Source organism: Candidatus Palauibacter sp. (assembly GCF_965261555.1).
Lineage (GTDB): Bacteria > Gemmatimonadota > Gemmatimonadetes > Palauibacterales > Palauibacteraceae > Palauibacter.
This window is the reverse complement of sequence record NZ_OZ253465.1, coordinates 3,528,026-3,554,670: the sequence shown is the minus strand read 5'-3', so window position 1 is coordinate 3,554,670 and position 26,645 is coordinate 3,528,026. Positions and strand designations below refer to the sequence as shown.

Annotated in this window: 27 protein-coding genes and 1 pseudogene; 23 read left to right on the top strand and 5 right to left on the bottom strand. The window is 69.9% G+C overall.

The annotated features are described in order from the left end of the window. The 9 genes and pseudogenes from ACQY5G_RS15495 (at position 1) to ACQY5G_RS15455 (ending at position 10,247) form a co-directional block, all read left to right on the top strand. On the top strand, positions 1-531 hold the full coding sequence (locus tag ACQY5G_RS15495) for a (2Fe-2S)-binding protein (RefSeq protein WP_428275449.1): 531 nt from the start codon (positions 1-3) through the stop codon (positions 529-531). Continuing rightward, a complete protein-coding gene (locus tag ACQY5G_RS15490) occupies positions 528-2,918 on the top strand; it encodes a molybdopterin cofactor-binding domain-containing protein (protein ID WP_428275447.1) in 2,391 nt (796 codons plus the stop codon). The genes ACQY5G_RS15495 and ACQY5G_RS15490 overlap by 4 nt, the downstream gene beginning before the upstream one ends. Further along, positions 2,915-3,811 carry an FAD binding domain-containing protein gene (locus ACQY5G_RS15485; RefSeq protein WP_428275445.1) on the top strand — a complete coding sequence of 299 codons (897 nt, stop codon included), beginning with the start codon at positions 2,915-2,917 and terminating at the stop codon, positions 3,809-3,811. Before ACQY5G_RS15490 ends, ACQY5G_RS15485 begins: the two co-directional genes overlap by 4 nt. Further along, on the top strand, positions 3,808-5,376 hold the full coding sequence (locus ACQY5G_RS15480; RefSeq protein ID WP_428275443.1) for an acyl-CoA synthetase: 1,569 nt from the start codon (positions 3,808-3,810) through the stop codon (positions 5,374-5,376). Before ACQY5G_RS15485 ends, ACQY5G_RS15480 begins: the two co-directional genes overlap by 4 nt. Before the next feature lie 97 nt (positions 5,377-5,473). Continuing rightward, positions 5,474-6,262, top strand: coding sequence for a cyclase family protein (locus ACQY5G_RS15475; protein WP_428275441.1), 789 nt, complete (start codon positions 5,474-5,476; stop codon positions 6,260-6,262). 80 nt (positions 6,263-6,342) lie between these two features. Then, a pseudogene (locus ACQY5G_RS15470) lies at positions 6,343-6,795 on the top strand (serine hydrolase domain-containing protein); the annotation flags it as partial. 113 nt (positions 6,796-6,908) lie between these two features. Beyond that, the gene (locus ACQY5G_RS15465; RefSeq protein WP_428275439.1) at positions 6,909-7,508 is read left to right on the top strand and encodes a serine hydrolase domain-containing protein; all 600 of its coding nucleotides are present in this window, start codon (positions 6,909-6,911) and stop codon (positions 7,506-7,508) included. Positions 7,509-7,539: 31 nt separating this feature from the next. Further along, positions 7,540-8,946, top strand: a complete 1,407-nt coding sequence (locus tag ACQY5G_RS15460; protein ID WP_428278716.1) for an amidase — start codon at positions 7,540-7,542, stop codon at positions 8,944-8,946. Positions 8,947-9,029: 83 nt separating this feature from the next. Next, the gene (locus tag ACQY5G_RS15455) at positions 9,030-10,247 is read left to right on the top strand and encodes a M20 family metallopeptidase (protein ID WP_428275437.1); all 1,218 of its coding nucleotides are present in this window, start codon (positions 9,030-9,032) and stop codon (positions 10,245-10,247) included. 38 nt (positions 10,248-10,285) lie between these two features. On the opposite strand, the gene ACQY5G_RS15450 is transcribed toward ACQY5G_RS15455, so the two are convergent. Further along, entirely contained in the window at positions 10,286-11,776 is a 1,491-nt protein-coding gene (locus ACQY5G_RS15450; protein WP_428275435.1) for a sodium:solute symporter family protein, read from the bottom strand. Next, positions 11,776-12,042, bottom strand: coding sequence for a hypothetical protein (locus ACQY5G_RS15445; RefSeq protein ID WP_428275433.1), 267 nt, complete (start codon positions 12,040-12,042; stop codon positions 11,776-11,778). The genes ACQY5G_RS15450 and ACQY5G_RS15445 overlap by 1 nt, the downstream gene beginning before the upstream one ends. Positions 12,043-12,125: 83 nt before the next feature. Between ACQY5G_RS15445 and ACQY5G_RS15440 the strand changes: the two genes are divergently transcribed. The 5 genes from ACQY5G_RS15440 to ACQY5G_RS15420 all read left to right on the top strand — a co-directional run bounded on the left by ACQY5G_RS15440 (position 12,126) and on the right by ACQY5G_RS15420 (position 16,984). Next, complete coding sequence (locus ACQY5G_RS15440) at positions 12,126-13,103, top strand: MBL fold metallo-hydrolase (RefSeq protein WP_428275431.1); 978 nt, start codon at positions 12,126-12,128, stop codon at positions 13,101-13,103. Between the two features lie 202 nt (positions 13,104-13,305). Next, on the top strand, positions 13,306-15,207 hold the full coding sequence (locus tag ACQY5G_RS15435; RefSeq protein ID WP_428275429.1) for a hypothetical protein: 1,902 nt from the start codon (positions 13,306-13,308) through the stop codon (positions 15,205-15,207). Next, positions 15,194-15,424, top strand: coding sequence for a hypothetical protein (locus ACQY5G_RS15430; RefSeq protein ID WP_428275427.1), 231 nt, complete (start codon positions 15,194-15,196; stop codon positions 15,422-15,424). The genes ACQY5G_RS15435 and ACQY5G_RS15430 overlap by 14 nt, the downstream gene beginning before the upstream one ends. Before the next feature lie 76 nt (positions 15,425-15,500). Beyond that, the gene (locus ACQY5G_RS15425) at positions 15,501-16,319 is read left to right on the top strand and encodes a hypothetical protein (RefSeq protein WP_428275425.1); all 819 of its coding nucleotides are present in this window, start codon (positions 15,501-15,503) and stop codon (positions 16,317-16,319) included. Next, entirely contained in the window at positions 16,316-16,984 is a 669-nt protein-coding gene (locus ACQY5G_RS15420) for a metal-dependent transcriptional regulator (RefSeq protein ID WP_428275423.1), read from the top strand. Before ACQY5G_RS15425 ends, ACQY5G_RS15420 begins: the two co-directional genes overlap by 4 nt. Positions 16,985-16,991: 7 nt before the next feature. Here ACQY5G_RS15420 and ACQY5G_RS15415 read toward each other — a convergent pair whose 3' ends face one another. After that, a complete protein-coding gene (locus ACQY5G_RS15415; RefSeq protein WP_428275421.1) occupies positions 16,992-17,744 on the bottom strand; it encodes an SIR2 family NAD-dependent protein deacylase in 753 nt (250 codons plus the stop codon). A 106-nt stretch (positions 17,745-17,850) separates the two neighbouring features. On the opposite strand from ACQY5G_RS15415, the gene ACQY5G_RS15410 reads away from it, so the two are divergent. The 8 genes from ACQY5G_RS15410 to speB all read left to right on the top strand — a co-directional run bounded on the left by ACQY5G_RS15410 (position 17,851) and on the right by speB (position 23,170). Continuing rightward, positions 17,851-18,099 (top strand): hypothetical protein, encoded by a 249-nt coding sequence (locus tag ACQY5G_RS15410; protein WP_428275419.1) that lies wholly within the window; start codon positions 17,851-17,853, stop codon positions 18,097-18,099. Between the two features lie 62 nt (positions 18,100-18,161). Beyond that, positions 18,162-18,983 (top strand): PHP domain-containing protein, encoded by an 822-nt coding sequence (locus ACQY5G_RS15405; RefSeq protein ID WP_428275417.1) that lies wholly within the window; start codon positions 18,162-18,164, stop codon positions 18,981-18,983. A 127-nt stretch (positions 18,984-19,110) separates the two neighbouring features. Beyond that, positions 19,111-19,470: a HesB/IscA family protein gene (locus tag ACQY5G_RS15400; protein WP_420616275.1), complete on the top strand. Its 360-nt coding sequence runs from the start codon at positions 19,111-19,113 to the stop codon at positions 19,468-19,470. Positions 19,471-19,477: 7 nt separating this feature from the next. Then, positions 19,478-20,095 (top strand): dephospho-CoA kinase, encoded by a 618-nt coding sequence (gene coaE / locus ACQY5G_RS15395; protein WP_428275414.1) that lies wholly within the window; start codon positions 19,478-19,480, stop codon positions 20,093-20,095. After that, complete coding sequence (locus ACQY5G_RS15390) at positions 20,092-21,126, top strand: DHH family phosphoesterase (protein ID WP_428275412.1); 1,035 nt, start codon at positions 20,092-20,094, stop codon at positions 21,124-21,126. The genes coaE and ACQY5G_RS15390 overlap by 4 nt, the downstream gene beginning before the upstream one ends. A 135-nt stretch (positions 21,127-21,261) precedes the next feature. Further along, positions 21,262-21,711, top strand: coding sequence for a hypothetical protein (locus ACQY5G_RS15385; RefSeq protein WP_428275410.1), 450 nt, complete (start codon positions 21,262-21,264; stop codon positions 21,709-21,711). Between the two features lie 113 nt (positions 21,712-21,824). Continuing rightward, positions 21,825-22,226: a Fur family transcriptional regulator gene (locus tag ACQY5G_RS15380; protein ID WP_310782051.1), complete on the top strand. Its 402-nt coding sequence runs from the start codon at positions 21,825-21,827 to the stop codon at positions 22,224-22,226. Positions 22,227-22,330: 104 nt separating this feature from the next. Beyond that, positions 22,331-23,170, top strand: coding sequence for an agmatinase (gene speB, locus ACQY5G_RS15375; protein ID WP_428275408.1), 840 nt, complete (start codon positions 22,331-22,333; stop codon positions 23,168-23,170). Positions 23,171-23,189: 19 nt separating this feature from the next. On the opposite strand, the gene ACQY5G_RS15370 is transcribed toward speB, so the two are convergent. Then, positions 23,190-24,971, bottom strand: a complete 1,782-nt coding sequence (locus ACQY5G_RS15370) for an ABC transporter ATP-binding protein (protein ID WP_428275406.1) — start codon at positions 24,969-24,971, stop codon at positions 23,190-23,192. A gap of 102 nt (positions 24,972-25,073) precedes the next feature. Between ACQY5G_RS15370 and ACQY5G_RS15365 the strand changes: the two genes are divergently transcribed. Beyond that, positions 25,074-25,838, top strand: a complete 765-nt coding sequence (locus ACQY5G_RS15365) for a hypothetical protein (protein ID WP_428275404.1) — start codon at positions 25,074-25,076, stop codon at positions 25,836-25,838. A gap of 25 nt (positions 25,839-25,863) precedes the next feature. Here ACQY5G_RS15365 and ACQY5G_RS15360 read toward each other — a convergent pair whose 3' ends face one another. After that, the gene (locus ACQY5G_RS15360; protein WP_428275402.1) at positions 25,864-26,586 is read right to left on the bottom strand and encodes an endonuclease III domain-containing protein; all 723 of its coding nucleotides are present in this window, start codon (positions 26,584-26,586) and stop codon (positions 25,864-25,866) included. Between the last annotated feature and the right edge of the window lie 59 nt (positions 26,587-26,645).

The window sequence follows — 26,645 nt, the reverse complement described above, 5'->3', positions numbered from 1 at the left end:
TTGACCTCCGTACGAATATCCGGCCGGATCAACGGTATCGAGTGGTCCGGGGAGGTGGAGCCCCGGCTGCTCCTGTCGGATTTCCTGCGCTCCGCGGTCGGGCTCACGGGCACGCACGTGGGGTGCGAGCACGGGGTGTGCGGGGCGTGCACCGTGCAACTGGACGGGGAACCGGTTCGGGCCTGCCTCCTGTTCGCGGTACAGATCGACGGGCACGAGGTGACGACCGTCGAGGGGCTCGCCGAGGTGCAGCCGGGAGAGGCGATCGGCGTCGAGGATCTACACCCGATCCAGAGGGCGATGCACGAGGCGCACGGGCTGCAGTGCGGCTTCTGCACGCCGGGGATCCTGATGGCGGCGGAGGCGTTCCTGCGCGCGAACCCGGCGCCTTCGCGGGACGAAATCCGCGAAGCGGTGTCCGGGCACCTGTGCCGCTGCACGGGCTACCACAACATCGTGGAGGGGGTCGCGCTCGCGGCCGAGCGCCTCGCGGCGGACGGTCCCGCAGCCGACGAAGAGGGTGACGCATGAGTCGGGCGGGCGGGACGTGGGTCGGGGCGCGGGTGCCGCGCAACGAGGACGCGCGGCTGCTGACCGGCCGCGCGCAGTTCGTCGAGGACGTCGAGCCGCCGGGCGCGCTGCACGTTGCCTTCGTGCGGAGCGACCTGCCGGCCGGGCGGCTCCGCGGGTTCGATGTCGAGAGCGCGCGGGCGCACCCCGGCGTCCACGCCGTCTTCACCGCCGCCGACCTCGGTCCGCTCCTCCGGCCCGGCGCGGTGCTCGTGCCGCCGCCGCCGCTCGAAGGGCTGGTGTTCCACGCCCGCACGGCGCTCCCCCTCGTCCGCGAGCGGATCCGGCATCAGGGCGAGGCGCTCGCCATGATCGTCGCGGAGAGCCGCTACGTGGCCGAGGACGCGGCCCAGCTCGTGGAGGCGGACATCGAACCGTTCGATCCCGTCGTGGATCTCGGGCGGGCGCTCGATGACGACGCGCCGCGGATCCACGACGACCTCCCATCGAACCTCGCCGCGCACGTCCGACAGACGAAGGGGCACTATGCCGCCGCCCGCGCCCGGGCCGACCTCGTCCTGGAACGCCGCTTCTCCTACGACCGGGGGATCGGCGGCGCGATCGAGAACCGGGCCGTCGTGGCGGAGTGGGACGCGCGTGCCGACCGGCTGGAGGTGTGGGACACGACGCAGGCCCCCATTCCCGTCCGCAACGTCGTCGCCGCAGCCCTCGGCCTGTCGGAGTCGCAGGTCCGGTTCATCGCCCCCTTCGTGGGCGGCGGCTTCGGCCCGAAGATCATGTTCTACCCTGAGGAGATCCTCATCCCCTGGGCCTCGATCCAGCTGGGACGGCCCGTGAAGTGGGTCGAGGACCGGTACGAGAACTTCTTCGCCACCACCCAGGAGCGGGGACAACTGCACGAGGCGGAGATCGCGGTCACGCGCGAGGGCCGGATCCTGGGCGTGCGGGACATCTTCATCCACGACTCGGGAGCGTACGACCCCTACGGCCTCACGATCCCCATCAACACCCAGTGCACGCTTCTCGGGCCCTACCGCGTGCCGAACTACGAAAGCGAGTTCCGGGTCGCCTTCACGAACAAGCCGATCGTCACGCCGGTGCGGGGGGCGGGACGGCAGCACGGCGTGTTCGTCATGGAGCGGCTGCTCGACCTCGCGGCCCGCGGCCTCGGCCTCGATCCGGTCGAGATCCGCCGCCGCAACGTGATCGGATCGGACGAGTTTCCGTACAACCACGAGATCATGTACCAGGACTTCGCCCCGCTCCGCTACGACAGCGGGAGTTACGAGGCGACGCTGGAGGAGGCCGTCCGCCTGGTCGGCCACGAGACGTTCCCGCGGGAACGCGAGCGGGCGCAGTCGGACGGGCGCGCGGTCGGCGTCGGCGTCGTCAACTACGTGGAGGGGACGGGGATCGGCCCCTACGAGGGGGCTCGGATCACGGTCGAACCCGGCGGCACGGTCCGCCTCGCGACCGGCGTCGGGACCCAGGGCCAGGGACACTTCACCTCCTTCGCGCAGATCGTGGCCGATGCAATCGGCGTGGAGCCGTCCGACGTGCGGGTGGTGACCGGCGACACGAGCGACTTCCACTGGGGGACGGGCACCTTCGCGAGCCGCGGCGCGGTCGTCGCCGGCAACGCGATCCACGCCGCGGCCCTCTCCGTGCGCGAGAAGATCCTCAAGCACGCCGCGGAGGCGCTCGAAGTCGACCCCGATGACCTCGAACTCGCCGAAGGAGCCGCCCGCGTGCGGGGCGCCCCGGACCTTTCCGTCGATCTCGGCGCGCTTGCCTTGGCCGCCAACCCGCTGCGGGGGGCCGTGGAGCCGGGGACCGAGCCCGGGCTGGAGGCGACTTCGTACTTCGGCCCGCCGTACGGGACGACGGCGAACGGAACGCACGCCCTGGTCGTCGCCGTGGACCCCGAGACGGCGATGGTCGAGATCCTGCGCTACATCGTCGTGCACGACTGCGGGACGGTGATCAACCCGACGATCGTGGAAGGCCAGATCCACGGCGGCGTCGCAGCGGGGATCGGGAACGCCTTCTACGAGGAACTCGTGTTCGACGAGTTCGGCGGGACGAGCAACGCCTCCTTCATGGACTACCTCCTCCCGACCTCGACCGACGTCCCCCCGATCGAAACCGCACACCTGGAGACGCCTTCGACGCTGAACCCTCTCGGGACGAAGGGGGTGGGGGAGGGCGGCGCGATTCCCGTGGCGGCCGCCTTCGCGCAGGCCGTCGAGGACGCGCTGGCGGACCTCGCCCCGGGACTGGAGATCCTCGACATCCCGACGAGCCCCGGCCGTCTGTTCCAACTTCTGCGGGCGCACCCGAAGTGGTGTGCGGGGTCGCGGCCAGAGTCCTCGGGTGGTGCGTCGTGAAACCCCCACCCTTCGACTACGTGGCTGCGGCCGACCTCGACGAGGCGCTGGAGGCCCTCGCGGACACTTCCCTCGAGTCGCGCCCGCTTGCGGGGGGACAGAGCCTCGTGCCCATGCTCAACTTCCGTCTCGCGGCGCCGGAACGTCTCGTGGACCTGAACCGGGTCGAGGCGCTGTCGCGGATCGAAGAAACGGAGGACGGCGGCATCTGCCTCGGTGCCATGGTCCGGCATCGGCAACTGGAGTGCGATCCGCTGATCGCGCACCGGATTCCTCTCCTCGCGGAGGCGGCGCCCTTCATCGCGCATCCCCAGATTCGCTCGCGGGGCACGGTGGGGGGCTCCGTGGCCCACGCCGATCCAGCCGCAGAACTGCCCGCGGTCCTTCTCACGCTGGGGGCGCAGGTCCGGATCGCGCGCCGCCCGCGCAGTGGAGAGTCCGGCGCCCGGGTGGAGCGAACGCTCGATCTGGGTGACTTCTTCCTGGGACCGTTCTTCTCCGCGCTCGAGCCCGCTGAACTCCTGACCGCGATCGAGGTGCCCCCGTCCGCTCCCCGAGAGGGGACGGCCTTCGACGAGGTAGCCCGGCGCCGCGGCGACTACGCTCTCGCCGGCGTGGCCGCGCGGGTGCGGCTGGACTCCGGCGGGGTTTGCGACGACGCCGCCATCTCGCTCGTGAACGGGGGCTCCACGCCGTGCCTGATGCGGGAGGCCGCGCAGGCGCTCGTCGGTGAGGAGCCGACGCCCGAAGCGATCGAAGCCGCCGCGACCGCGTGCGCGGAAACCTCGGAACCCGCCGCCGACATGCACGCGAGCGAGGGATACCGCCGCCACCTGATCCGCGTCCTGACCACCCGCGTAGTGTCGCACGCGGCGGATCGCGCCCGGACTTGACCGGCCCCACGCTCTTCCATCCGCCCGCGGAGCGGTCGGATCGCGTAGCGGTGCTCTCGCGCGGAGCGTCCCGCACGTACGACGAACTCGAAGCGGCATCGCGGCTGTGGGCCCGACATCTGCTTGCCGCAGCCGGTGCCGCCGACCTGGACGGGGCCCGGATGGGGTTCCTCATGGAGCCGGGGTTCGAGTACGTGGTCACTCAGTGGGCCATCTGGCGCGCCGGCGGGATCGCCGTCCCCCTCTGTCCGGACCATCCCGCTCGCGAGATCGAATACGTGATCGATGACGCGGACTGCGCCGCGCTCATCGGAGCCGGAGAAACCGGACGCCGCATCGAGGGCCCCGCGCGGGAGCGCGGCATCCCGTTCCACGATGCATCCGACCCGGACGCGGGCGCCTCCGCGTTCGACGCACCCCACCCGGGCCCGCTTCCAGCCGTCGCGATTGACCGACCCGCGATGATCCTCTACACGAGCGGCACGACGGGACGCCCCAAGGGCGTCGTGACGACGCACGGCCAGATCGAGGCGCACATCCGGTCGCTGCTCGACGCGTGGAAGTGGGAGCGGGACGACCGCATCCTCCACGTCCTCCCCCTCCACCACACGCACGGGATCGTCAACGCCCTCTGCTGTCCGCTCCATGCGGGGGCCGCGGTGGAGTTCGGCGGGTCGTTCGATCCGGCGTCCACCTGGGAACGGCTGGCCTCGGGCGACATCAGCGTTTTCATGGCCGTGCCGACCATCTACGCGAAGCTCCTGCGCGCCTGGGATGCCGCGGAAGACGCCACCCGCCGGCGATGGTCGCAGGGCGTCCGCGCGCTCCGGCTGATGGTGTCGGGTTCGGCGGCCCTCCCCGTGCGCGCCTTCGAGCGGTGGGAGGAGATCACCGGGCACCGGCTCCTCGAGCGATACGGCATGACGGAGATCGGCATGGGGCTCTCGAATCCGTATGACGGCGAGCGGCGAGCGGGCACCGTGGGCCAGCCGCTCCCCGGCGTCGGCCTGCGCCTCGTGCGCCCGGCCACGGGACGCGTGCTCGCGGAGGGCGTGGAAGCGTTCGAGCCCGGAGAATCGGGCGAAATCCGGATCCGCGGCCCCATGGTGTTCTCCGAATACTGGCGGCGTCCCGAAGAGACCGCGGCCGCCTTCGTCGACGGGTGGTTCCTGACCGGAGATGAGGCGGTCCTCGAGGACGGCTACTACCGTCTTCTGGGGCGCCGCTCCGTCGACATCCTCAAGAGCGGCGGCTACAAGATCTCGGCGGTCGAGATCGAGGAACTCCTGCGCACGCACCCGGCCGTGAGGGACTGCGCCGTGGTCGGGATCCCCGACGAGGACTGGGGAGAACGGATCGCCGCCGCGGTCGTCCCCGAGCCCGGCGCGGAGCCGCGACCGGACTCGCTCCCCGAGCGGCTGGATCCGTGGGTCCGGGAGCGGCTCGCCCGCTACAAGGTGCCTCGCGCCTGGCGCCTGGTCGACGACCTGCCCCGCAACGCGATGGGCAAGGTGCAGAAGCCCGCCGTAAAGACGCTCTTCGATATCCCCATCCCACCGTCGTGACCGGGGCGCCGGCCATTGCGTTCCCCGACCGGATGGGGGAGCGTACGGCCGTCGGTCCTCGACACCTCAACCTCGAACCCGGTGGAGCCGAGCGCTCATGAAACTCTACGATCTCTCGCAGCCCCTCAATCAGGACTGCTTCTTCTGGCCCTACTATCCCCCCTTCGAAGTGAAGTACATCAAGCGGAAGGTCGAACACGGGGTGAACGCGCAGTACATCCGGACCTCGAACCACATGGGCACGCACCTCGACGCCCCCCGCCACTTCGTGACCAACGGGATGACGATCGACGAGATCCCCCTGGAGTGGCTGTACGGCGACGGCGTCATCGTCGACCTGCGCGACGAGATGAGCGATCTCGCCGCCTACACGCCCGAGATGATCGAATCGCGCGTGGAGATCCGCGATGGAGACCTCCTGATCCTGCACACGGGCTGGGAGCGCTTCGCGCAGTTCGGCGCCGAGGCGAACGAGGAGCGCTACGTCCACACCCACCCCGGCGCGCACCCCGACATGGTGCAGTGGCTCATCGACCGGAAGATCAAGGTGTGGGGCGTGGACGCGATCTCCACGGATCATCCCATGAACCTCCCCATCGGGAGATTCCTCGGGAAAGGCACCTTCGGACACTGCGACCGCGTGCGGGCGATGACGGAGAAGGTGTTCGGCGGCGCCGCGGCCGTGGATGAGTTGTTCCCGGAGGAGCACTATCAACTCACGCACAACGCGCTCTTCCCGCACAACTGTATGCACATAGAGAACCTCGGCGGACGGATCGCCGCCCCGGAACTGCAGAACCGGCGGCTCACCATCGGGTGCTTCCCCTGGAAGTTCAAGGGCGGAGAGGCCGCCTTCTGCCGCGTCGTGGCGTTTCTCGAGGAATAGAGGGACAGGGAAACAGTCGAGGTTGGATCGTCGGGCGTACATGAGCGCCCGAGGAAGTCTTCAGACGGAGAAGTGGAACGATGACGATCACGAACCGTGCACGGGCGAACGCACTGTCGCTGCTGTCGCTCGTACCGACCCTCTGCTTCCTCATGCAGGCCGCGGCCCCGCTGACGGCCCAGAGCCATTCGCGGGAGGGGCTGCTCGACTACATGGAGCAGATCCGAAACGACAACGATCTGCCCGGACTGTCCGTCGCGGTGGCGGTGGACGGCGAGATCATCTTCTCCGAGGGAGTGGGATATGCCGAACTCCAGAACCACACGCCCGCCACGGGCCGGACGGTCCATAACGTGGGATCGGTGTCGAAGGTGCTGGCCGTGGTCGGTCTCATGCAGCTCGTCGAGCAGGGGAAGGTGGATCTCGACGCGACGCTCCAGACGTACATGCCGTGGTATCCCGAACGGGAGTTCCCGATCACCGTGCGCCACATCCTTACGCACACATCCGGGATCCGACACTACGACGGCGTCGAGTTCGGCCCTCACGACCTGCTGAGTCTGCGCCACTACGACACCTTCGAGGAGGCGACGGAGCTGTGGCGCGACGATGCTCTCGCCTACGACACGGACTCGGGCTGGACTGGATGTACTCGTCGCACGCCCACAACCTGCAGCACGGGATCGTCGAGGCGGCGTCGGGAATGGACTACGAGGAATACCTCAAGCGCTTCGTGTGGGAGCCGGCGGGGATGTTTGCCACGCAGTTCGACGTCCCGTCGCGGGTGGTGCAGAACCGGGGACGCGGTTACGTCCGCGGAGCGTCGGGACGGTTCATCCACCCCCCGCCGGAGGACCCGAGCTACAAGTACGCCGGCGGCGGCATCATCTCGAACGTGGAAGACCTCGTGCGCTTCGCGATCGCGATCAACGACGGGCGGCTGCTCGCTCCGGAGACGGTGGCCGAGATGCACCGATCGCAGCTCGAGCCGGGGATCCGGCAGATCGATCCCTCGTCGCCGGACGGACTCGGTGACCCGATCGAGCACGAGCAGGCGCTGGCGTGGTTCATCCGCACCGACCAGGCGGGGCGCCGCTACCCGAGCCACACGGGCACCGTGAAGGGGACGCGGTCCTTCCTCGCCAACTTCGATGAGTACGGCGTGGCGGTGGCGCTTCAGACGAACGCGCTGCCCTTCGACTCGGCAAGGTACGGCGAGGCGATCGCCCAGATGTTCCTGCCGTAGGCGTGGGGGCCGGGGAGCTTCGCCCGCCGTGATGGAACACCACGATCCGGCGCTGCTCTCCGCGCGGGAGCAGGCCCGGCTAATCCGTGCGGGGGAGCTGGCCGCGGCCGATCTGCTAGGCGCCTGCCTCGCCCGCGTCGAACTGCACAACGGAGAACTCAACGCCGTCGTCACGCTGAACCCCGGGGCGGAGGCGGAGGCGGCCGCCGTCGACGCCTCCCTCCGGGCGGGCGACGATCCGGGACCCCTCGCGGGGCTCGTCGTCGGCATCAAGGACGTGACCGAGACGGCGGGCCTCCGCACGACGTACGGCTCGCCGCTCTTCGTGGACCACGTGCCCGAGGAGGATGCGCTCGTCGCGCGTCGCCTGCGCGAGGCCGGCGCGGTCATTCTCGGGAAGACGAACACGCCGGAGTTCGCCGCGGGCGGCAACACATGGAACGAAGTGTTCGGCGTGACCCGGAACCCGTGGAACCCCGCCCTCAGCGCGGGCGGGTCGACGGGGGGCGGCGCGGTCGCCCTCGCGACGGGGATGATTTCACTCGCGCAGGGCACCGATCTCGGCGGCTCGCTGCGCATCCCCGCCTCCTTCTGCGGAGTCGCGGGGCTTCGCCCCACGCCGGGGCTCGTCCCGACGGTGCCCGCCGCCTACCTGTGGGACGACCTGCAGTCGACCGGCCTCATGGCCCGGGACCCGGCGGACGTCGCGTTCGCGTTGCGCGAGATCTCGGGACCCGATCCGGCCTCGCCCGTTTCCGCGCCCGAGCCGCTCTGGTCGGACGCCGGCGCCACGGATCTCGCCGGGAGCCGCTGGGCCTGGTGCGGCGACATCGCGCGGATCGGAATCGACGGCGGCGTGGAGGCGGCCTGCCGCGAGGCGCTGTCGTCGCTTCGGTCGGCGGGCGCGCGGGTGGATGAGGTGGATCTCGACCTCTCCGGCGCGTGGGACGCGTTTCTCGTCCTCCGCGGCCACTGGTTCGTGTCCCACTTCGAGGCCGAATTGCACCGGGTCGACGCCTTCGGGCCCAACGTGTCGGCCAACCTCCGCTCCGGACTGTCCGTGACCCCGGCCGAGATCGGGGTGGCGGAGAACGTGCGCCGCCGGGTGAGGGAAGAGCTTCTCGTCCTCCTCGAACAGTACGACGCGCTCCTGACGCCGTGTATGGCGATCCCGCCCTTCCCGGCGGAACAGAACTATCCGGAGACGGTGGGGGGGCGGCCGATGAAGACGTACGTGGATTGGATCGCCCCCACCTTCCTGCTCTCGATGCCGGGTCTGCCCGTCGCCTGCGTCCCGGCCGGGCTGGATGCGGCCGGACTCCCCGTCGGGTTGCAGGTCGTCGGGCCCCCGCGTGGGGAGGGGCAGGCGCTTGCGGTTGCGGCGGCCATCCGGCACGCGTGCCCGATCGGCTTGCCACCCGTGGTCGCGGAAGCGTGAGTGTTGACGGAACTTCTTCCGCCCCACATTGAGAGTCAGCCGGATGACCACCGTCCGGAACCCGAACCCCCCGAGGACCGATCATGATGATGTCAAACGACCCTACCGCTCCCGAACTGTCCGGCGAGGCGGTCGACGCCTGCGTTCGTTTTCTCCAGCGACTCATCCGCACGCAGTCGATGCCGGGCGAAGAAGGCGAACTGGCCGGGCTCGTCGCCGCCGAGATGCGCGCTCTCGGCTACGAAGAGGTCGAGTACGACGCCGCGGGCAACGTCATCGGCCTCATCCGGGGAACCGGCGACGCGCCCTCGGTGATGTTCAACACTCATCTTGACCATGTGGACGCCGGGGATCCGGCAGACTGGCCCCACGACCCCTATGGCGGCGAGATACACGACGGCCTGCTGTGGGGGCGGGGCGCGATCGACATCAAGGGACCGCTCGCGGCGCAGGTGCACGGCATCGCCCGCCTCATCGCCGCCGGTCGGCGGCCTCCCGGCGACGTCTACGTAACGGCAACGGTACAGGAGGAAGTCGGCGGACTCGGCGCCCGCTACATGGCGGAAACGCTGCAGCCCGATCTGGTCCTGATCGGCGAGCCCAGCCGGAACGAAGTCCGTCGCGGACACCGGGGCCGGATCGAACTCCGCGTCCAGGTGCGGGGAAGGATGGCCCACGCCTCGATGACCGACATCGGCCGCAACCCGCTGACGGTGCTCGGACGGTTCCTCGCGGCGCTGGAAGACGTCGACCTCGCGCACGATCCCGATCTGGGTACCTGCTCCATCGCCCCGACGCTCATCGAGACGGACCAGACCAGCGGCAACGTCATCCCCGGCCTGGCAGAAGTCACGCTCGACTGCCGGACCGTGACCGGGCAGGACGCGGCCTCGCTGCGGGAGCAACTCCTCCCCGTGCTGCGCGCGTGCGAGATCGAGGGATCGAGCAGCGACATCCTGATCCCGCAGCACGAGCGCTCGAGCTACGCGGGGTACGAGATGACGTATCCGGCCGACAACCCGGCGCTCTCGCTGCCCGCCGACCACAACGCGGTCCTGACGGCGGTCGAGGTCCTGGCCGGCCCGCTCGGAGGGGAGCCGCCCGTCGACATCTGGGACTTTGCGACCGACGGCGGACACTTCGGGCTCGCGGGCATGACCGTGGTCGGCTTCGGGCCGGGCGACGACCGGCTGGCCCACACCGTCAACGAGCACATCGTGATCGACGAACTGGCGACCGGCATCCGCGGCAACGCGGCCCTCGCCCTCCACTGGCCGGCCCGTTACGCCCGCGCCAGCTGACGCGCCGCCGAAGTAGCGGCCCCCCACGAGCGGTCGGGTCAGCTGTCGATGAATTCGGCAACGTGCGCGGGGGCGAGGCGCGCGGTGTGGCGGGAGACCGCGATCATGACGATCACGTTTCCGACCATGCCGTAGATGCCGGGGTGGACGCCGGCGGTCGCGGCGGCTGAGACGAGATCCAGCCGCAGGGCCACGTCGAGGAAGAACGCGATGCCGCCGCCCGCCACCAGACCCCACAGCGCACCCGCGCGCGTGACCCCCCGCCACAGGAAGGTCACGACAGTCAGCGGGAAGAGCTGCGCGATGAACCCGTAGCTGAGGAGCAGGAGCTCCACGAGGCTGAGTCCGGGGATCAGCGCGAGCCCGTAGCTGACGGCGCCCACGAGGATCACCATGTGGCGGATCCAGCGCCGTTGCGCCGCGTCATCGAGCGCGCCCGGCCGCAGGTTGCCCCAGAAGTCGCGCACCGCCACGGACCCCGCCGCGTGCAACAGCGCGTCTCCGGTGGACATCGAGGCCGCGAGCGCCCCCGCGCAGAAGAGTCCCACGATGAGCGGCGGCAGCCCGATCTGCGCCGAGGTCACGATCGTCGGCAGGATCGCGTCCGCCGGCTCGACGCCGGGGAAGGCGAGCACGCCCGAGAAACCGATGAAGAGGATGGGGACGAGGAAGAGGGCGAAGGTCGGATAGTAGACGACGGTCCGTTTGAGGGTGTCCACGTCGCGGGCCGTGTAGATCTTCATGAAATAGTGCGGCCACACGCTGAACCCGAAGGCGGAGATGGCGACGGAACTCGAGTAGGCGCCCCAGCTCCACGGCTGTCCGTCCGCCCCCAGTCCCGGCCCCCGCAGCATGTCCGGAAGCCCGGCCGCGATCGCGTCGAACATGGGGCCCACGCCGCCGTGCAGCTTCGCCGGCAGGTAGAGGCCGAGCCCCCACGCGAGCACCATCATGAACATCCCCTGGAAGGTGTTCGTCCAGCCGACCCCGAGAACGCCGCTCCGGAAGACGTAGATCAGGACGACCCCGTACGCGATCGCGGACCCGGCCCACTGCGGGACGCGCCCCTCCGTTACGACGTTGAAGACGTATCCCGCCCCCTTCATCTGGATCACCAGGTAGGGGACGAAGGCGAAGACCGAGAGGACCGCGAGGATGGCCGGGATCGCGCGGCTGTCGAAGCGGTGCGCGAAGAGTTCCGCCTGCGTGACGTAACCGAAACGCCGGCCGAGGGCGGCGACGCGCGGGCCGAAGAAGTACCAGGGGACCAGCCCGACGGACGCGTAGGCGAGGATGTAGAAGGCCGCCGCCCCGCGCGAATAGGCCCAGCCGGGCCCGCCCAGGAAGGCGAACGCGCTGAACACCGAGGCGCCCATGATGAAGTAGAGGACGAGGAAGTTCAGCGAGCGGTCGCCCGCGACGTAGCCTTCCGTGCTGTCCGAGGCGTGGCGGCCGGAGGCGAGCCCGATCGCGAGCGAGGCGAGCAGATACCCGATCGTGACGATGAAGACGATCAGCCAGGCCGGCATCAGCGGCCCGCGCCGTTCGCGTCGCCGTCGACCGCTTCCCGCTTCCGTTCCCACCGGTAGTACCCGAAGAGAACGAAGAAGGAGAAGAGGAGCCCGACGACGACGTAGAAGAGCGAAAACGGCATCGCGAGCACGCGCGGCTCGATGGTGGCGAACCACGGATAGATGGGCCACACGAGTGCCGCGAAGAGAAGGACATAGAACGCCGCGACGGCGATGGCGACCGGGTTGCGGTCGGGAGACGGGGCGCGGCGTGGTTCGTCCATCGCCGCAAAAGGCCGGCTGTGCGGGACCCGGTCAAGACGGGTGGAACGGTTGAGCGGCGGGCTCGATCGAACGATCTTGCGGCATGTCCTGCACAAAACGAAGCCGCATGCGCTCGACGATCACCACCGGCCTGCTCCTCGTCTGGCCCGCGCTGGCGTTGCCGGCGTGTGGCCGCGGAGAGGCTTCATCCGACGCGGCCGCGGCCCCCCGGGATCTCTCCACCGGAATGCACGTTGTCCTGCTGGGAACGGGGACGCCCAATCCCGAACCGGAAGCATCGGGCCCCGCCACCGCGATACTCGTGGACGGACGGGCCTACATCGTGGACGCGGGTGTCGGCCTCGTGCGGCGCGCGGCAGAGGCGGCCGACCGCTACGGAGCCGAGGGTCTCACGGCGGCGCGGCTGGACATCGCCTTTCTCACGCATCTGCACAGCGACCACACGCTGGGGCTGCCGGACCTGATCCACACGCCCTGGGTGGCCGAGCGGGAGGCGCCGCTGAAGCTGTTCGGCCCGACCGGGACAGCGGCGATGGCCACGCACGTGACGGCGGCGTGGGAAGCAGACATCCAGAACCGGCTCACCGGCCGGCAGCCGACGACGCCGGACGGGTGGCGCGTGGACGCGGTCGAAATCGACCCGGGGGTCATCTATGAAGACGACCGCGTCCGCGTGACCGCCTTCGCCGTGCAGCACACGGGCTGGCCGGAAGCGTACGGCTTTCGGTTCGACGGAGGGGGTCGCTCGGTCGTTATCTCCGGCGACACGGGTCCGACGGAGGCGGTCGTCGAGATGTGCTCGGGGTGCGACGTGCTCGTGCACGAGGTGTACTCGGCGACGACCTTCCGCGACCGTCCGCCGGAGTGGCAGTCGTATCACGCCCAGGCCCACACGTCGACGGTCGAACTGGCCGAACTCGCCGTACAGGCGCGCCCGGGAATCCTCGTCCTGCATCATCAGTTGCATTGGGGAGCGACACCGGAGGAGATGGTCGCGGAGATTCGCGCTGCCGGCTACGACGGACCGCTCGCATACGGCCGGGATCTGGACGTGTACTGAGATGGGTCGGGGTCGGAACGTCGGGATCCGCGCCTCCCGCGCGGTGCTTGCCCCGGCGCTCGCGGTCATCGCGCTCTCGACGCCGGCGGCCGCCACGCCCGCACCCACGCCCCCGACCGCCGGGTCGCCACGCTCGGTCCAAGCCGATGCGGCTCAATCTCGAGAGCCGCCCTCATCTCCCGAAGCCGCTTCGGCGATGCGGATGGCGCGTGACGCGCAGCGCGCCTTCGAGCACGTGCGGCGCCGTAATTTCCCGCGTGGCCCGCTGGTCAACCCGAAATGCGGCGAGGGGATCGGACGCTTCTGCCTCGTCGAGGGGTGGGATGACGACGATTGGGTGCCGGTCCCGGAGGAGTCGGAGGTCGTGGAGGAGCGGCACGCCCTGATCGCGGTCCTCGACAGTGCCGCCCGGATCATTCCCGGCGACGAGTGGCTCACGGGGCAGCGCGTCGCCTACCGACTGGAGGCGGGCGGCGCGGAAGAGGCGCTCGCGCTGCTGGAAGCGTGTCGCACGGAGAGCGCGTGGTGCGCCGGGTTGGCCGGATTCGTCCTCCAGGAGAGCGGCCGCTACGCGGAGGCGGAGGCGGCCTTCGAGCGCGCGCTCGGCCGGATGACCGAGGAGGAGCGCTGCGGTTGGACCGCACTCGGGCCCGTACTCGACCGCCGGCCGCGCGGCCGCTACGAACGCTTCGCCTGCGGTAGCTCGCCGCGGCGCGCGGTGGAGCGCTCGTTCTGGCACCTTTCCGACCCGCTGTGGCTCGTGCCGGGACTCGAGCGACGCTCGGAACACCTCGCCCGCCGCGTCCGCGCCGCGCTCCAGGCCGATGCCGCGAGCCCCTGGGGGATGCGGTGGGGCGACGATCTCACCGAAATCACAATGCGCTTCGGCTGGCCCGCCGGCTGGGAGCGGGCGCGCCGCCGGTTCGTCGGCTCGAGGACGGACGAGATCGTGTGGTCGCACCGCCTTCCGGGGGCGCAGCGCTTCACCGTGGTGCGCCTCGAGCCCGCGGACGACGAGCCGCTCTGGGAGCTGGATGAGCCGGAGGGCCGCACAAGCTGGGCGCCGGTCTTCGGCGAAATCGCGGACCTTCCCCACCAGGTGGCCAGCTTCCGACGAGACGGCCGCCGGCGGGTGGTCGCGGCGTTCACGTGGCCCGACTCCCTGCCGTCCTGCGATCTGAAGAGCGGACTCTTCCTCGCCGACGCCCACGGCGTGATGGCGGCCAGCACCGGCCGCGGCGACGAGCCGCTCGCCGTCGCGGAGCTTCGGGAGTTCACCCCCGCCACGTTCGTCGGCGTCGAAGCGCACTGCGACGAGGGACCCGGCGCCGCCCGCGCACGGATGCCCCTCGCCGAAGGCCATCCGCTGCTGTCCGACATTCTGCTGCTCGACGCCGGCGGCACCTCCCCCTCCACGCTCTCGGGTGCGCTCGCCCGTGCGCGAGGCGCCCGCACCGCCCGGGCGGACGAGACTCTCGCCGTCTACTGGGAGTGGTACGGTTCCCCGGCCCCGGCCGACGCTCTCCAGGTGACGCTATCGCTGGCGCGAGAGGGGAAGGGGTTCTGGCGCAGGGCACTCGAATGGAGCGGCCTCGCCCGCGACGACAGCGAACAGGCGGGCATCCGCTGGCTCGAGGCGGCGACGAATCCCGGCGCCGAGGGCCGCACCCTGGAACTCCGCCTTCCCATGCTCGACGAGGGGCGATATCGCCTGACGCTCCAGGTCGCTTCCCCCACGCATGGAACCGCCGAATCCAGCACCGAAATCGAAATCGTCGCCGCGTCGCCGACCGCCGCCGTTCGACCGGGCTACACCGTCGACGCGCGACCCCGGTTCGCCCCTACCCGACCCGATCAACGCAAGGAGCAGACCCGTGATGCATGCCAGGATCTTCCCAGCCGCCGTCCGCGTGTTCGTTCCCGCGTCAGTTCCCGTCCTCGCCGCCGCCATGCTCGTCTCGGGGTGCGGTCAGGCCGGCGAACGGGCGGGACCGGCTGCCGAGGCCGCGACCACCGGGCGCACGCCGCAGTTCGAGAACGAACACGTGCAGGTCTGGAAGAGTGTGATCGCGCCGAATCAGCCGCTCGCGATGCACCGCCATGACAACCCCCGCGCCATCATCGCGCTCAAGGGCGGCACGCTCACCGTCGTCAGCGACGCCGGGGAACAGCGCGACATGACGTGGGAGACGGGCCGGGCCTATTGGCTCGATGCCGACCCTCCGGGTGAACTGCATGGAGATGTGAACCGGGGATCCGAACCCGTCGAGGTCATCGTCGTACAGTTGAAGGGCGTCGGCGGAGCGTCGGACACGCCGTGACGGGCCCGGCCCCAACGTGCATATTTCCGCCCCGCGCCACGACAGGATCGACTCGCAGCCGACACCGGAGGCTCCCATGAACCACCGCGCCCAACTTCCGCGACGCCCGGCAGTCCTGGCCCTTGCCCTCGCCGCAGCCGCGGGCTGTGCGCCGGACGGTTCCTCGCCCGCAACCTCGACCGCTCTCGAGCCCGATCAGGTTCTCGCCGATTCGCTCATCGGCACCTGGGTCGAGGCTGCCGGCGGCATGGAAGCCTGGCATGACATCGAGTCGGCCCGCTACACGATCACCACCGTGTGGTACGACTCCACGGGAGGAATCCGTCGTATGCGCCCGCGCCGCGTCGAGTACCGAAAGGTGGACGGCGTCGAGCAGACCCGAATCGAGCGCCCCGAGGCCGAGGGCCTCTACGTCCAGACCTTCACGGGCTCCGACATGTGGGCCACGCTCAACGAGAGCCTTCTCGAACCGGGAATCCGCGCCTGGGATGAGTCCGAGTACGTGGGGCGGGACGTCGTCTACTGGTTCGGGCTCCCGTACAAGCTCTTCGACCCCGGCGTGAACCGGCGGGCCGGACCCCGGGCAGAAGGGGGATACGAGGTACGCATCACCTTCGGCGACGGCGTCGGCCTCCAGTCCGGCGACCGCTACTTCTACTATTTCCTCGACGAGGATCCCTGGCCCGAGCAGGTCCACTACATCTCGCAGGGGAGGGGAGAGGAGAGCCGGGCGCGCATGTACTGGGATGGGTACGAGCAGGTCGGAGACTTCACGTACGTCATCTCGCGGCTCTACCGGGACACGGAGATGAATCCGACCCGCGAACTCCGGCATGATGACGTCGAACTGAACCCCGTGCTGTCCGATTCCATCTTCCGCCGGCCGACTTCGTGAAATCCGGTCCCGCGGACCCGAGCCGGGCGGTCGAAGACTACCTGAAGGCCGTCTACAAGCTCCAGCAGGCCGGCGACCCCGTGTCCACGACAGCGCTGGCCGGGGAACTCGACCGCTCCGCGGCGTCCGTCACGAACATGGTCAAGAGTCTGGCGGCGCAGGGGCTCCTCCGGCACACGCCCTACAAGGGGGTGCTCCTCACGGCCCCCGGCGAGGCGGCGGCGCTGCGGATCATCCGCAGGCACCGGGTGATCGAACTGTACCTGATCGAGAGGCTCGGCTTCTCCTGGGAAGACGTGCACGCCGAGGCCGAGCGCCTCGAGCACGCCGCCTCGGAAGCGCTCATCGACCGGATGGCGCAGGCGCTGGGGGAGCCGTCGATCGACCCGCATGGGAGTCCGATCCCGACGCGCGACGGCGAACTCGCGCAAACCCAGTGGATCCCCCTCGCCGAGTTGAAGAGAGGGCGCGGCGTCGTGCGGGAAGTCTCCGACCAGAGTCCGCGTACGCTCCGGGAACTCGCCGCGCTCGGGCTCTTCCCGGGTACGCGAATACGGTGTCTGGGCGAGCGGGCGGATGGCGTCGCCCGCCTCGAAGTGGACGACCGTGCCTTCGACGTCGAACCCGTCCTCGCGCGCGCCGTATTCGTCGAACGCGAGCCCTAGCAGGCCGTCAGTCCAGAAGGGCGGGGAGGATCGTTCCGGCCTCCCCGCGCAGCGCCGCCGCGGCGACCTCCGTCAGCGCGGTTCGCCGCACGTTGACCTCCATGATGAGCCCGCCGGCCTCGCGGGTCGCGAGCGGAAGCGCCGCGGCGGGGTAGACGACGGCGCTCGTCCCGACGACGAGACACAGGTCGGCCCGCTCCGCCAGCCGGCGCGCCCGGTCCAGCAGATCGGGGTCGAGCGTCTCGCCGAAGAGAACGACATCGGGCCGCCGGAGGCCCCCGCAGGCGGAACAGCGGGGGAGCGTCTCGCCGAGCGGCTCGGCGGGCCAGCGCGCCTCGCAGGACTCGCAGCGGTCGCGGCCCACGGCGCCGTGAAGCTCGAGCGGCAGCGCCGCCTCCGCGGAGCCGTCTCGCGCTTCCTCGAGCGCGGCACGCGTGTGGAGTCCGTCGACGTTCTGGGTCACGAGTCCGGCCTCCCCCCGCCGCAGGAAGAAGCGCGCCAGCGCCCGGTGCCCTTCGTTGGGCCGGCAGCCGGCGAGCGCCGAGCGCCGCCACGCGTACCACTCGAGCACGGTCCGCGGATCGCGCGCGAGCGCTTCGGGCGTGGCAAGTTCCTCGGGACGATGGCTCTTCCACAGCCCCCCGGCGTCGCGGAACGTCGGAACGCCCGATTCGGCCGAAATCCCGGCCCCCGTCAGCGCGACCACACGCCGGGCTTCACGCACGAGTCGGCGCGCCTGTCGCCATTGACCCTGTTCCATCGTCTCCCGATCTTGTGATCCCGACCTCAACCCGGGCTCGCATGCCGCGCCCGAGCCCGCCGTGCCGCCCCGACGGACGACGAACCGCATAACGGACGATGAACGCGTGAGCATGAGAATCAAGGCCGAGGGAGACGTGTGGCGGGCGGAACTCGCCGACGAGGGTGGGGAGCGCGTCGTCGTGTTCTTCTGCCAGAGCACTGACCAGCGCCCCTACCGGGTGGTTCGCCTGGACCCGGATCGGTACGGCGGGAGCGAGGGCCTGGAAGAGATGTCCGAAGAGGACCTCCAGGGCCTGTTCGAGGCCTCGCGTTCGATGGGAATCCCCCGCGACTATCCGACCTACAGTCGGTGACCGTTCCCGTCGCCGGCCGGACCGTCCCCGGGTGCGGAACGGGTCCGTGCGTCGACCTGCATATGCACTCGACCGCCAGCGATGGAACGCTCGCGCCGGCCGACGTGGCCCGGGCCGTGGCGGACGCCGGTCTCGACGGGTTCTCCCTGACGGACCACGACACGACGCAGGGACTCGCCGAGGCTGAGGAGGCGGCGCGAGCGCTCGGCCTCCGCTTCCTGCCGGGGGCGGAGTTGTCGGCGAACGAACCCGGCCGGTCCGTGCACCTCCTGGCGTACGGGTTCGATGTGGCCGATTCCGGCCTGCAGGCTTTCCTCTCCCGCTACCGCGAGGATCGGGTGCGGCGGGCGCGAGAGATCGTCGAACGGCTGCAGGCAGCCGGCGCAGCGGTGACCTGGGAGGACGTGGAGCTCCAGACGGGCGCCGCGGCCCCCACCCGGGCCCACGTCGGCCGGGCGGTGGTGGCGTGCGGCGCGGCCTCGGATATCAACGAGGCATTCCGGCGTTACCTGTCGCGTGGATGTCCCGCCTTCGTCGGCAAGGAACCGACGCCGCCGAAGATCGTATTCGATCACGTGCACGCGGCGGGCGGCGTCGTCTGCCTCGCACACCCGGGCAGGATGCACGGCGAGGATGACGTTCGCCGTTGGGCGGGCGAGGGTCTGGATGGCGTCGAGGTCGTCCACCCCGCGAATCCCCCGGCTGTGCGGAGCCGCATGAACGCCCTGGCCAGTGAACTCGGCCTGCTCCGTTGCGGCGGCTCGGACTGGCACGGACCCGACACGGGCCGACGGGGTGTTCCCGGGTGGGCGCACGTGCCCATGCGATGGCTGGAAGAGATCGGCCGGAGCTCGTGCCGGAAGGCCGACCGGCAGCCTGCCTGACGGTCCGCAGCCGGTCCGCAGCCGGGCCGTGCTAGGGAGAAACGACGGAGTCGGTTATCTTGAGGAAGACGGGCAGCGCAGGGAATCCTGCGCGCTGAGTACCCGAAGCGATGCAGGCAAGGGCGGTATGAGCGAAATAGCACAGGCCACGCGGTCGGCCGAACCCATCGTCACGCTGACGCCGGAGGCGGCCGCGAAGGTCAGGGAGTTCCAGGCCGGGACGGACACCGAGACCATCCTGAGGGTGAGCGTGATTCCGGGCGGGTGTTCCGGCTTCGAATACGGGCTGGACATGGACACCGCGGTGCGCGAGGACGATTTCACCTTCGAGTCGGAGGGGGTGCCCGTCGTCATCGATCCGTTCAGCGCCCAGTACCTGGCCGGCCTTTCCATCGGATACCACAGTTCGTTCAAGGGCACGGGATTCACGTTCGAGAATCCGAACGCGACGGGGAGTTGCGGCTGCGGGACCTCTTTCGCCGTCTAGCCATACCATGCCGTTTCGCGTCGGACTGACCGGAACGGTGGCCGCCGGCAAGAGCACGGTGGCCGGCAAACTGGCCGAACGGGGCGCCACCGTCATCGACGCAGACGAACTCGCGCGCGAGATCGTGCGGCCGGGATCCCCGGCATATGCCCGCATCCGCGAGACGTTCGGGAGAAAGGTCATCGGGCCCGATGGGACCATCGACCGATCCGCGCTCCGGGAGGCGGCCTTCGCCGACGAGCGGGCCCGCGAGCGCCTCGAAGAGATCTCCCACGCCGGAATCCGTGAACTCCGGGCCCGCCGAATCCGTGAGGCGGCTGCGGCGGGCGTACGCGTGATCGTGGAGGAAATCCCCCTCCTGTTCGAGGTCGGCCTGGAGGACGACTACGACATGATCGTCGTCGTGGATGCGCCGCGAGAGGTGCGCGAGGCGCGGGCGCTGGGGTCCCGAGACTGGACCGCGGAGGAGTTCGCCGCGATCGATGCCGCGCAGCTTGCGGCTTCGGAGAAACGGCGTCGGGCCGATCGCCTGCTCGAAAACGGGGGCGATCCCGGCGAACTGGACACCGCCGCCCGCGGACTCTGGCGGGAGATCCTGCGCGCCGCCGGCGGGAGCGGATCGTGACCGTGCCCCCGATGCCGCCGGCTCGTACGAAGGCGCTCGAAGCGATCCGGCGCCGCCTGCGCGACGCATCTTCCGTGGTGCTCACGACCCATGTGAATCCTGACGGCGACGGCATCGGCAGCATGGTCGCGCTGGCATCCCGGCTGCTGCGGCACGGAGCCGAAGCCACGATCGTCACTCCGAGCCGGCCGCCGCCCTCGCTGCGATTCCTCCTCCGGGACATCCCGGCGCTCGTCGAGGAGGACCCGGCGGCCGCGGACCCGCTGAACGCGGCCGACACGATCGCCATCCTCGACACCGCCGAGCCGAAGCGTCTCGGCGGCCTGCCCGAACATGCGGAGCGGACGGGAGGCGTCCTGATCGACCATCACCCGCCCGTGGGGTCCCCGCTCGTGACGCCGGCGATCCGCGATCCCTCCGCCTGCGCGACGGGTGAACTCGTCCACGACCTGCTCTCGCTCGACGACGAGGGGCTCACGCGAGCGGAAGCGGAAGCCCTCTATACGGCGATTTCGACGGATACGGGCTCATTCCGTTTCTCGAACACCTCCCCCCGCGCGCACGCGATCGCGTCCGTGCTGCTGGAGACGGGAGTGGATACGGGTGCGCTGTACCGAGAACTCTACGGCGTGTACAGCCGGGGACGGCTGGCCCTCATGCGGCTGGCCCTCGAGGGCCTGGAAGTCGACCCTCGCGCCCCCATCGCCTGGATCGCGCTGGACCGCCGGGCCCTCTCGAGGACGGGTGCGCGAAGCGACGACATGGAAGGTCTCGTCGAGTTCCCGCGCCGGCTCGCGGGAATGGAGGTCGGACTCCTCTTCCGCGGCCTCGCGCGCAATCGAACGAAGGTGTCGCTGCGTTCGAACGGGGAAGTGGACGTGTCCGGAGTCGCGCAACTCCTCGGCGGCGGCGGACACGCGAAGGCTTCCGGCGTCCTCGTCGAACTCGACCTGGACGAGGCGGTGCGGGTCGTGCTCGACGCGTTGCGCCCGCTCGTGGAAGCGGCCGTCGCCTCGAAAGAGGACCGGTAGCGCCCGACCGGCCGGGCGCGGGGCGGGCTCTTCGGATTGCCTCCGTCCGGGACATCGGGGTATGTTGTAGACGTGCCGTGCGTTCGAGGCTGCCGGTAGCGGGGCCCAGGGTGGGGATTCGGCGGGGAGGGTGAGATGGACGCGAAGGTCACGAAGGAACTGCCGCACGCAGGGAACGGGGTCATGGACGATCCGGGTTCTCGCGCGGCTCGGCTCGGCGACCTCGGCCGGCGCATCCCTCCGCCCCGCATTGCCGATGTCTGGCTCTTTCCGCCCCTCCCGCAGGTGGAGGAATCTTCCGAGTTCTTCCTCTTCACGAGCATCCTCGAGGACGGTGGGCGCGCCCTCTACAGCGCCCGCATGGTGCCGGCCAACGGTACGCCCGCCCACCAGGTGGTCGTGGAACACGGACGGGCGCCGGCGAACCGCGTGCCCGGTCTGGTGGCCGGACTGCAGCGGCGACTCGGACAGCCCGCGGCCGTCCGTCACGTACCGATCGAGGGTGACGGCAAGCGCTGGGAAGCGCTCCTGGAACAGTCGCGGGAGGCGGGGGCCTCCGTTGATCCCGCCGGACGGGGTCGTTAGCTTCGGCAAACGCAAGAATCGGCCGCGAAGGCCGAGCGATGGCCCGTTCCCGACGGTGTGATGGTCAAGTGAGTCCTCCCGAAACTCCACGCCGAGGCGTGTCCCGAGAAGAGTTGCGTCGCGCCCTGGAAGCCGGCGGACACCGGTTTACGACCCAGCGCGCGGCCGTGTACCGCGTGCTTTCCGGCACGTCCTCGCACCCGACGGCGGACGATGTCTTCACCTCGGTGCGCGAGCGGATTCCCGATATCAGCCTCGCCACGGTCTACAAGGCGCTCGAGGCGTTCGTGACTTGCGGGGTCGCTCGCAAGCTCTCGCTCGGCGTGGGTCCCGCGCGCTACGATGGCCGCACCGATGATCACGAACATATCCGCTGTCTCTCCTGCGGCCGCGTTCAGGACATCGAAGGCCTGCGGCCGCGCGACTGGATGGAGGGTCTGGCCGACATGACGCCGTTCAACGTCGTTGGCTACCGGCTCGAGCTGGAGGGCTACTGCCCCGACTGCCTGCACTGAACGACGCCGATCTCCCCCGCGCGCTCGCGGAGCACGCCTGGACGGACCGCCACAACTTCCTCGGCCTCCCGCCCGAACTGAGCCGTTGGGAGACGGCGGGCGCCGTGATCCTCCCAATCCCCTACGAAGCGACGACAAGCTGGGGGACGGGTACGCGCGAAGGTCCGACCGCGATCATCGAGGCGTCGCGCTACATCGAATGGTATGACGAGGAACTGGACCGCGAGCCGTACGAGGTCGGCGTGTGCACGCTCCCGTCCATCGACCTCGGCACGGCCGGCCCCGAACCCGCGATCGCGAGGCTGCGGACCCTGTATGACGATCTGCTCCAGGCCGCGGGGGACCGGTTCGTCATCGGACTGGGCGGAGAACATTCGATTTCCAGCGCTCCGGCCATCGCGTGGGCGGAGCGACTCGGCGGCGACGTCACGATTCTCCAGTTCGACGCGCATACGGACCTGAGGGATCGCCACCACGACTCTCCGTGGAACCATGCCTGCGTCATGCGCCGCGTACTCGAGCACGGGTCGCACGGCGGGGCGGGCCGGCCGAGCGCGACGAATATCGTACCGGTCGGGATCCGGGCGCTCACGCGGGAGGAGCGGAACGTCATCCGCGAACACGGGATAGAGGTCGTGTTCGCGCACGAGATGCGCCGGCCGGGCTGGGTCGAGCGGACGGTGGAGGCGCTGGGGGAGAACGTCTACATCACCTTTGACGTGGACTTCTTCGATCCGTCCGTGATGCCGGCCACGGGCACGCCGGAACCCGGCGGTGGAAGCTGGTGGGACGCACTGGACCTGCTCTCCCGGGTCTTCGGCGAGCGCCGCGTCGTGGGCGCGGACATCGTGGAACTCGCCCCGCGGCGGGGCGAGGAGGCTTCGGCATTCACCGCGGCGAAGCTCGCCTACAAGATGATCGGGTTCTGGTCGGAGTACCGGTAGCCCGGAGCCGCCGGAGCGTTCAGGCGCTCGCGACCCGCCGCCGCTCGATGCGCTCGAGTTCCTCGGCCTCGAGTTGGCGGCGAAGCAAGCGCGCGTAGACGCCGTCGGCGGCGATCAGATCTTTATGGTTGCCGCGCTCGACGAGGCGTCCATCGTCCAGGACCAGGATCACGTCGGCCGTGCGCACCGCCGATACGCGGTGAGAGACGATGATGGAGGTGCGTCCGGACATGTATTCCCGCAGCGCCTCCAGGATCGCGGTTTCCGTCTCCGAATCCACGGCCGACAGCGCGTCGTCCAGGATGAGGACCGGCGCGTCGCGGTGGACCGCCCGGGCCAGCGTGGCGCGCTGTTTCTGTCCGCCCGAGAGGTTGATCCCGCGCTCGCCCAGGCGCGTGTCGATCCCATCGGGAAGGACGGCCAGCGTCTTCTCCAGCTGCGAGACGGCGAGCGCGCTGCGGAGTTCGTCCGAGACCGGCTCCCCCGCGTCCCTGCCTCGGTACAGGAGTTCGATGTTCATCCTCAGCCGCATGCTGAACAGGAACGGCTCCTGCGGCACGAAAGCCATCGAGTCGCGCAGCGAACCGAGGTCGAGTTCCCGGATATCCACGCCGTCCAGACGAATCGCCCCCGCCGTTACGTCGTAGAGACGGGGGATGAGCGCGGCCAGCGTGGACTTGCCGCTCGCGGTCGCGCCGACGATGGCGACCGTCTGCCCGGGTTCGATGCGGAAGGAGATGTCCCGCAGCACATTGCGCTCCGTTTCCGGATAGCGGAAGGAAACGTCGTCGAACTCCAGCGCGCCCCTCACCGACGCGAGCGAGACCGGCGACTCCGGGTCCCGGACGGCGGGAACGATATCGAACAGTTCGTTGAGGCGGCCCATCGAGGCCGCGCCGCGCTGGAAGAGGTTCGTGACCCAGCCGAGGGCGATCATGGGCCACATCAGCATCGTGAGGTAGAAGGAGAAGGCGACGAAATCGCCGAGCGTGATTGCGCCGCGGACGACCTGTCCGCCCCCGAACCAGAGGACGACGACCGCGCCGACGCCCGTGAAGAACATGAGCGACGGATGGAACAGCCCCCACACGCGGGCGAGGGAGAGATTGCGCGACTTGTAGTCCCGGTTGAGCGTCTCGAAACGTCGCGTCTGAGCCTCCTCGCGCACGTACGCCTTCACGATGCGGGTCCCCGCCAGGTTCTCCTGGGCGAAGTTGGAGATCTCCGAGAACTGGGCCTGGATCCTCTCGAAGCGCTCATGAATCTGTCGGCCGAAGATGAACACGATGGGGGGGAGGACGACCATCGGGATCATCGCCCAGAGCGTGAGCATGGGATCGATCCAGATCATGAGCCCGAGCGCCAGCGTCGCGACCGTGGCCGTGTTCACCGCGTACATGATCGCGGGTCCGGCGACCATGCGGACCGCCTGGACGTCGTTCGTCGAGCGGCTCACGAGATCGCCCGTGCGCCAGGCATCGAAGAACTGCGGCGGAAGCCTGAGGAGGTGCGCGAAGAGGGCGCTCCGGATATCCGTCTCCATGCGGCGGCTCAGCCCGTTGAGGAGCTTGCGCATCCAGAATCTCGTCGCGCCGGCGACGACGGAAATCGCCGTGAGCACGAGAGCGTAGCGCAGGATGAGGTCGGGGCGGAGTTCCCTTTCCAGCGCGTCGACCGCCATCTTGAGCACCCATGGGCCTGCGACCGTGAACAGATTGCTCACGATTACGAGCGTAAGCCCGACTGCGATACCCAGGCGGTACGGTCGGAAGTAGGGTAGCAGCGCTGTGAGCGATCTCAAGATGTCTCCGCGGGAGCCGGCCGGGCGTTTATTCTGCGGGGCGCACGGTTCGAACGTATGCGCGGGTTGCGGGCCGTACAACGACACACGGGAAGGAACAGGATGGCACGGACGACGTCGGCGATTCTCGTTGCGATCAGCGCGATGACCACGATGGTCGTGGGCTGCGCGCCGGAAATCGGCCCTGGAGCGGAGGGGGGCGCGCCCGCGAACGATGCGGTCGCGGAGAGCGCGGCGCCCGCATCGCCCGTGCGGCGGGCGCCGACTCCGGCCGTGGCCGGGGGGGCGGTGGCCGAGCCGGGGGGCGCGCCCGAGATGACCTATACGATGGTGACGGTTCAGACCGGTGCGGAGCTGGAGATCGAACTCCTCGATCCGATCCGGCCGGACGACCTTCGGCCCGGGGACGCCTTGAAGTTCGGCGTGACGCGGCCGTTGATCGAGAACAACATGGTCATGGTGCCGCTGAACTCGCTGATCAATGGCGAGATCACGGCGGTCGAGGCCGCGGCCGAAGCCGGGGACGACGATGAAGCCGGCGGGGACGGCGAACGCGTGATGGTCAACCTCCGCTTCGTCGATGTCTTCTTCAACGGAGAATCCTGGCCCATATCGGCGTCGGTGGTGGAGATCATGCCGGGGCCGGGAGGCGGCGCGCCGGCCGGAGGGGTGGCCCGCATGAATCTGGGCCGCGTCCTCGCCGGTGGCCGCCAGGGCGCCGTCGCGGGCGCCGCGGCGGGCGCCGTGGGAGGGTCCGCAATCTTCCTCGCGGCCGACGGAGAAGAGCCCGCGCTGCCGGTGGGGACGATCCTCCGGCTGCGGCTGGACGAGCCCCTGGTGTTCGGGCTTCCGAACATCGGACAATGAAATCGACGCCGGCGTGGGCGCCGCGTCAGACGCCGACTTTCGGACACTCGGGTTCGAGCGGACATTCCCCGCAGCGCGGGGCTCTCGCGAGGCAGAGCGAACGGCCGAACGTGATGAGCAGCATGTGCATGCGGAAGCGCTCGGAGGGAGCGACGGTCCGCGAGAGGGCAGTGTAGATCAGGTCGGCAGAAGCCCGCGGGGGGACCCATGCCAGGCGCCGTGCGATCCGCAGGACATGCGTATCGACCGGGAGCACGGGCCGGCGGAGCGAGAAGCAGAGCACGCACGCGGCGGTCTTTACCCCGACTCCCCGGAAGGTCGTGAGGTAGGCGATCGCCTCCTCATCGCTCATCTCCTCGAGGTGGTCGAGCGTGATCCGCCCCACCTCCGCCCGGAGCCGCTCGAGCGCGGCGTGGATGGCCGGCGCCTTCTGGTTTGCGAGGCCGGCGACGCGCACCGCGTCTTCCAGTTCGGCCGGCGTGGCCCCGAGCACGGATTCCCACGAGATCGGCCCGGCCGCGGATGCGCCGTCCGCCTCTTCCCCGACCTCCCCGGCCGGGTATCGCGCCGCGAGAGTTCGCCAGGCGCGATCCCGATTCTCGTCGGTCGTCGACTGGCTGAGGATCGTGAGGACGAGTTCGTCGAGAGGGGCGAGGCGGGGCTTGTCGGGGACGGGGAAGCGCTCGGAAAGGCGCCCGAGGACGACGTCGGTCCCCGGACTCCGCGTCGGCTGAGGGCCGGAACTCACGTGGCGCGTCTCTCCTCTTCGAACCGGTGCGACTCCCGCCCCCAGGGCGAACCTTCTAC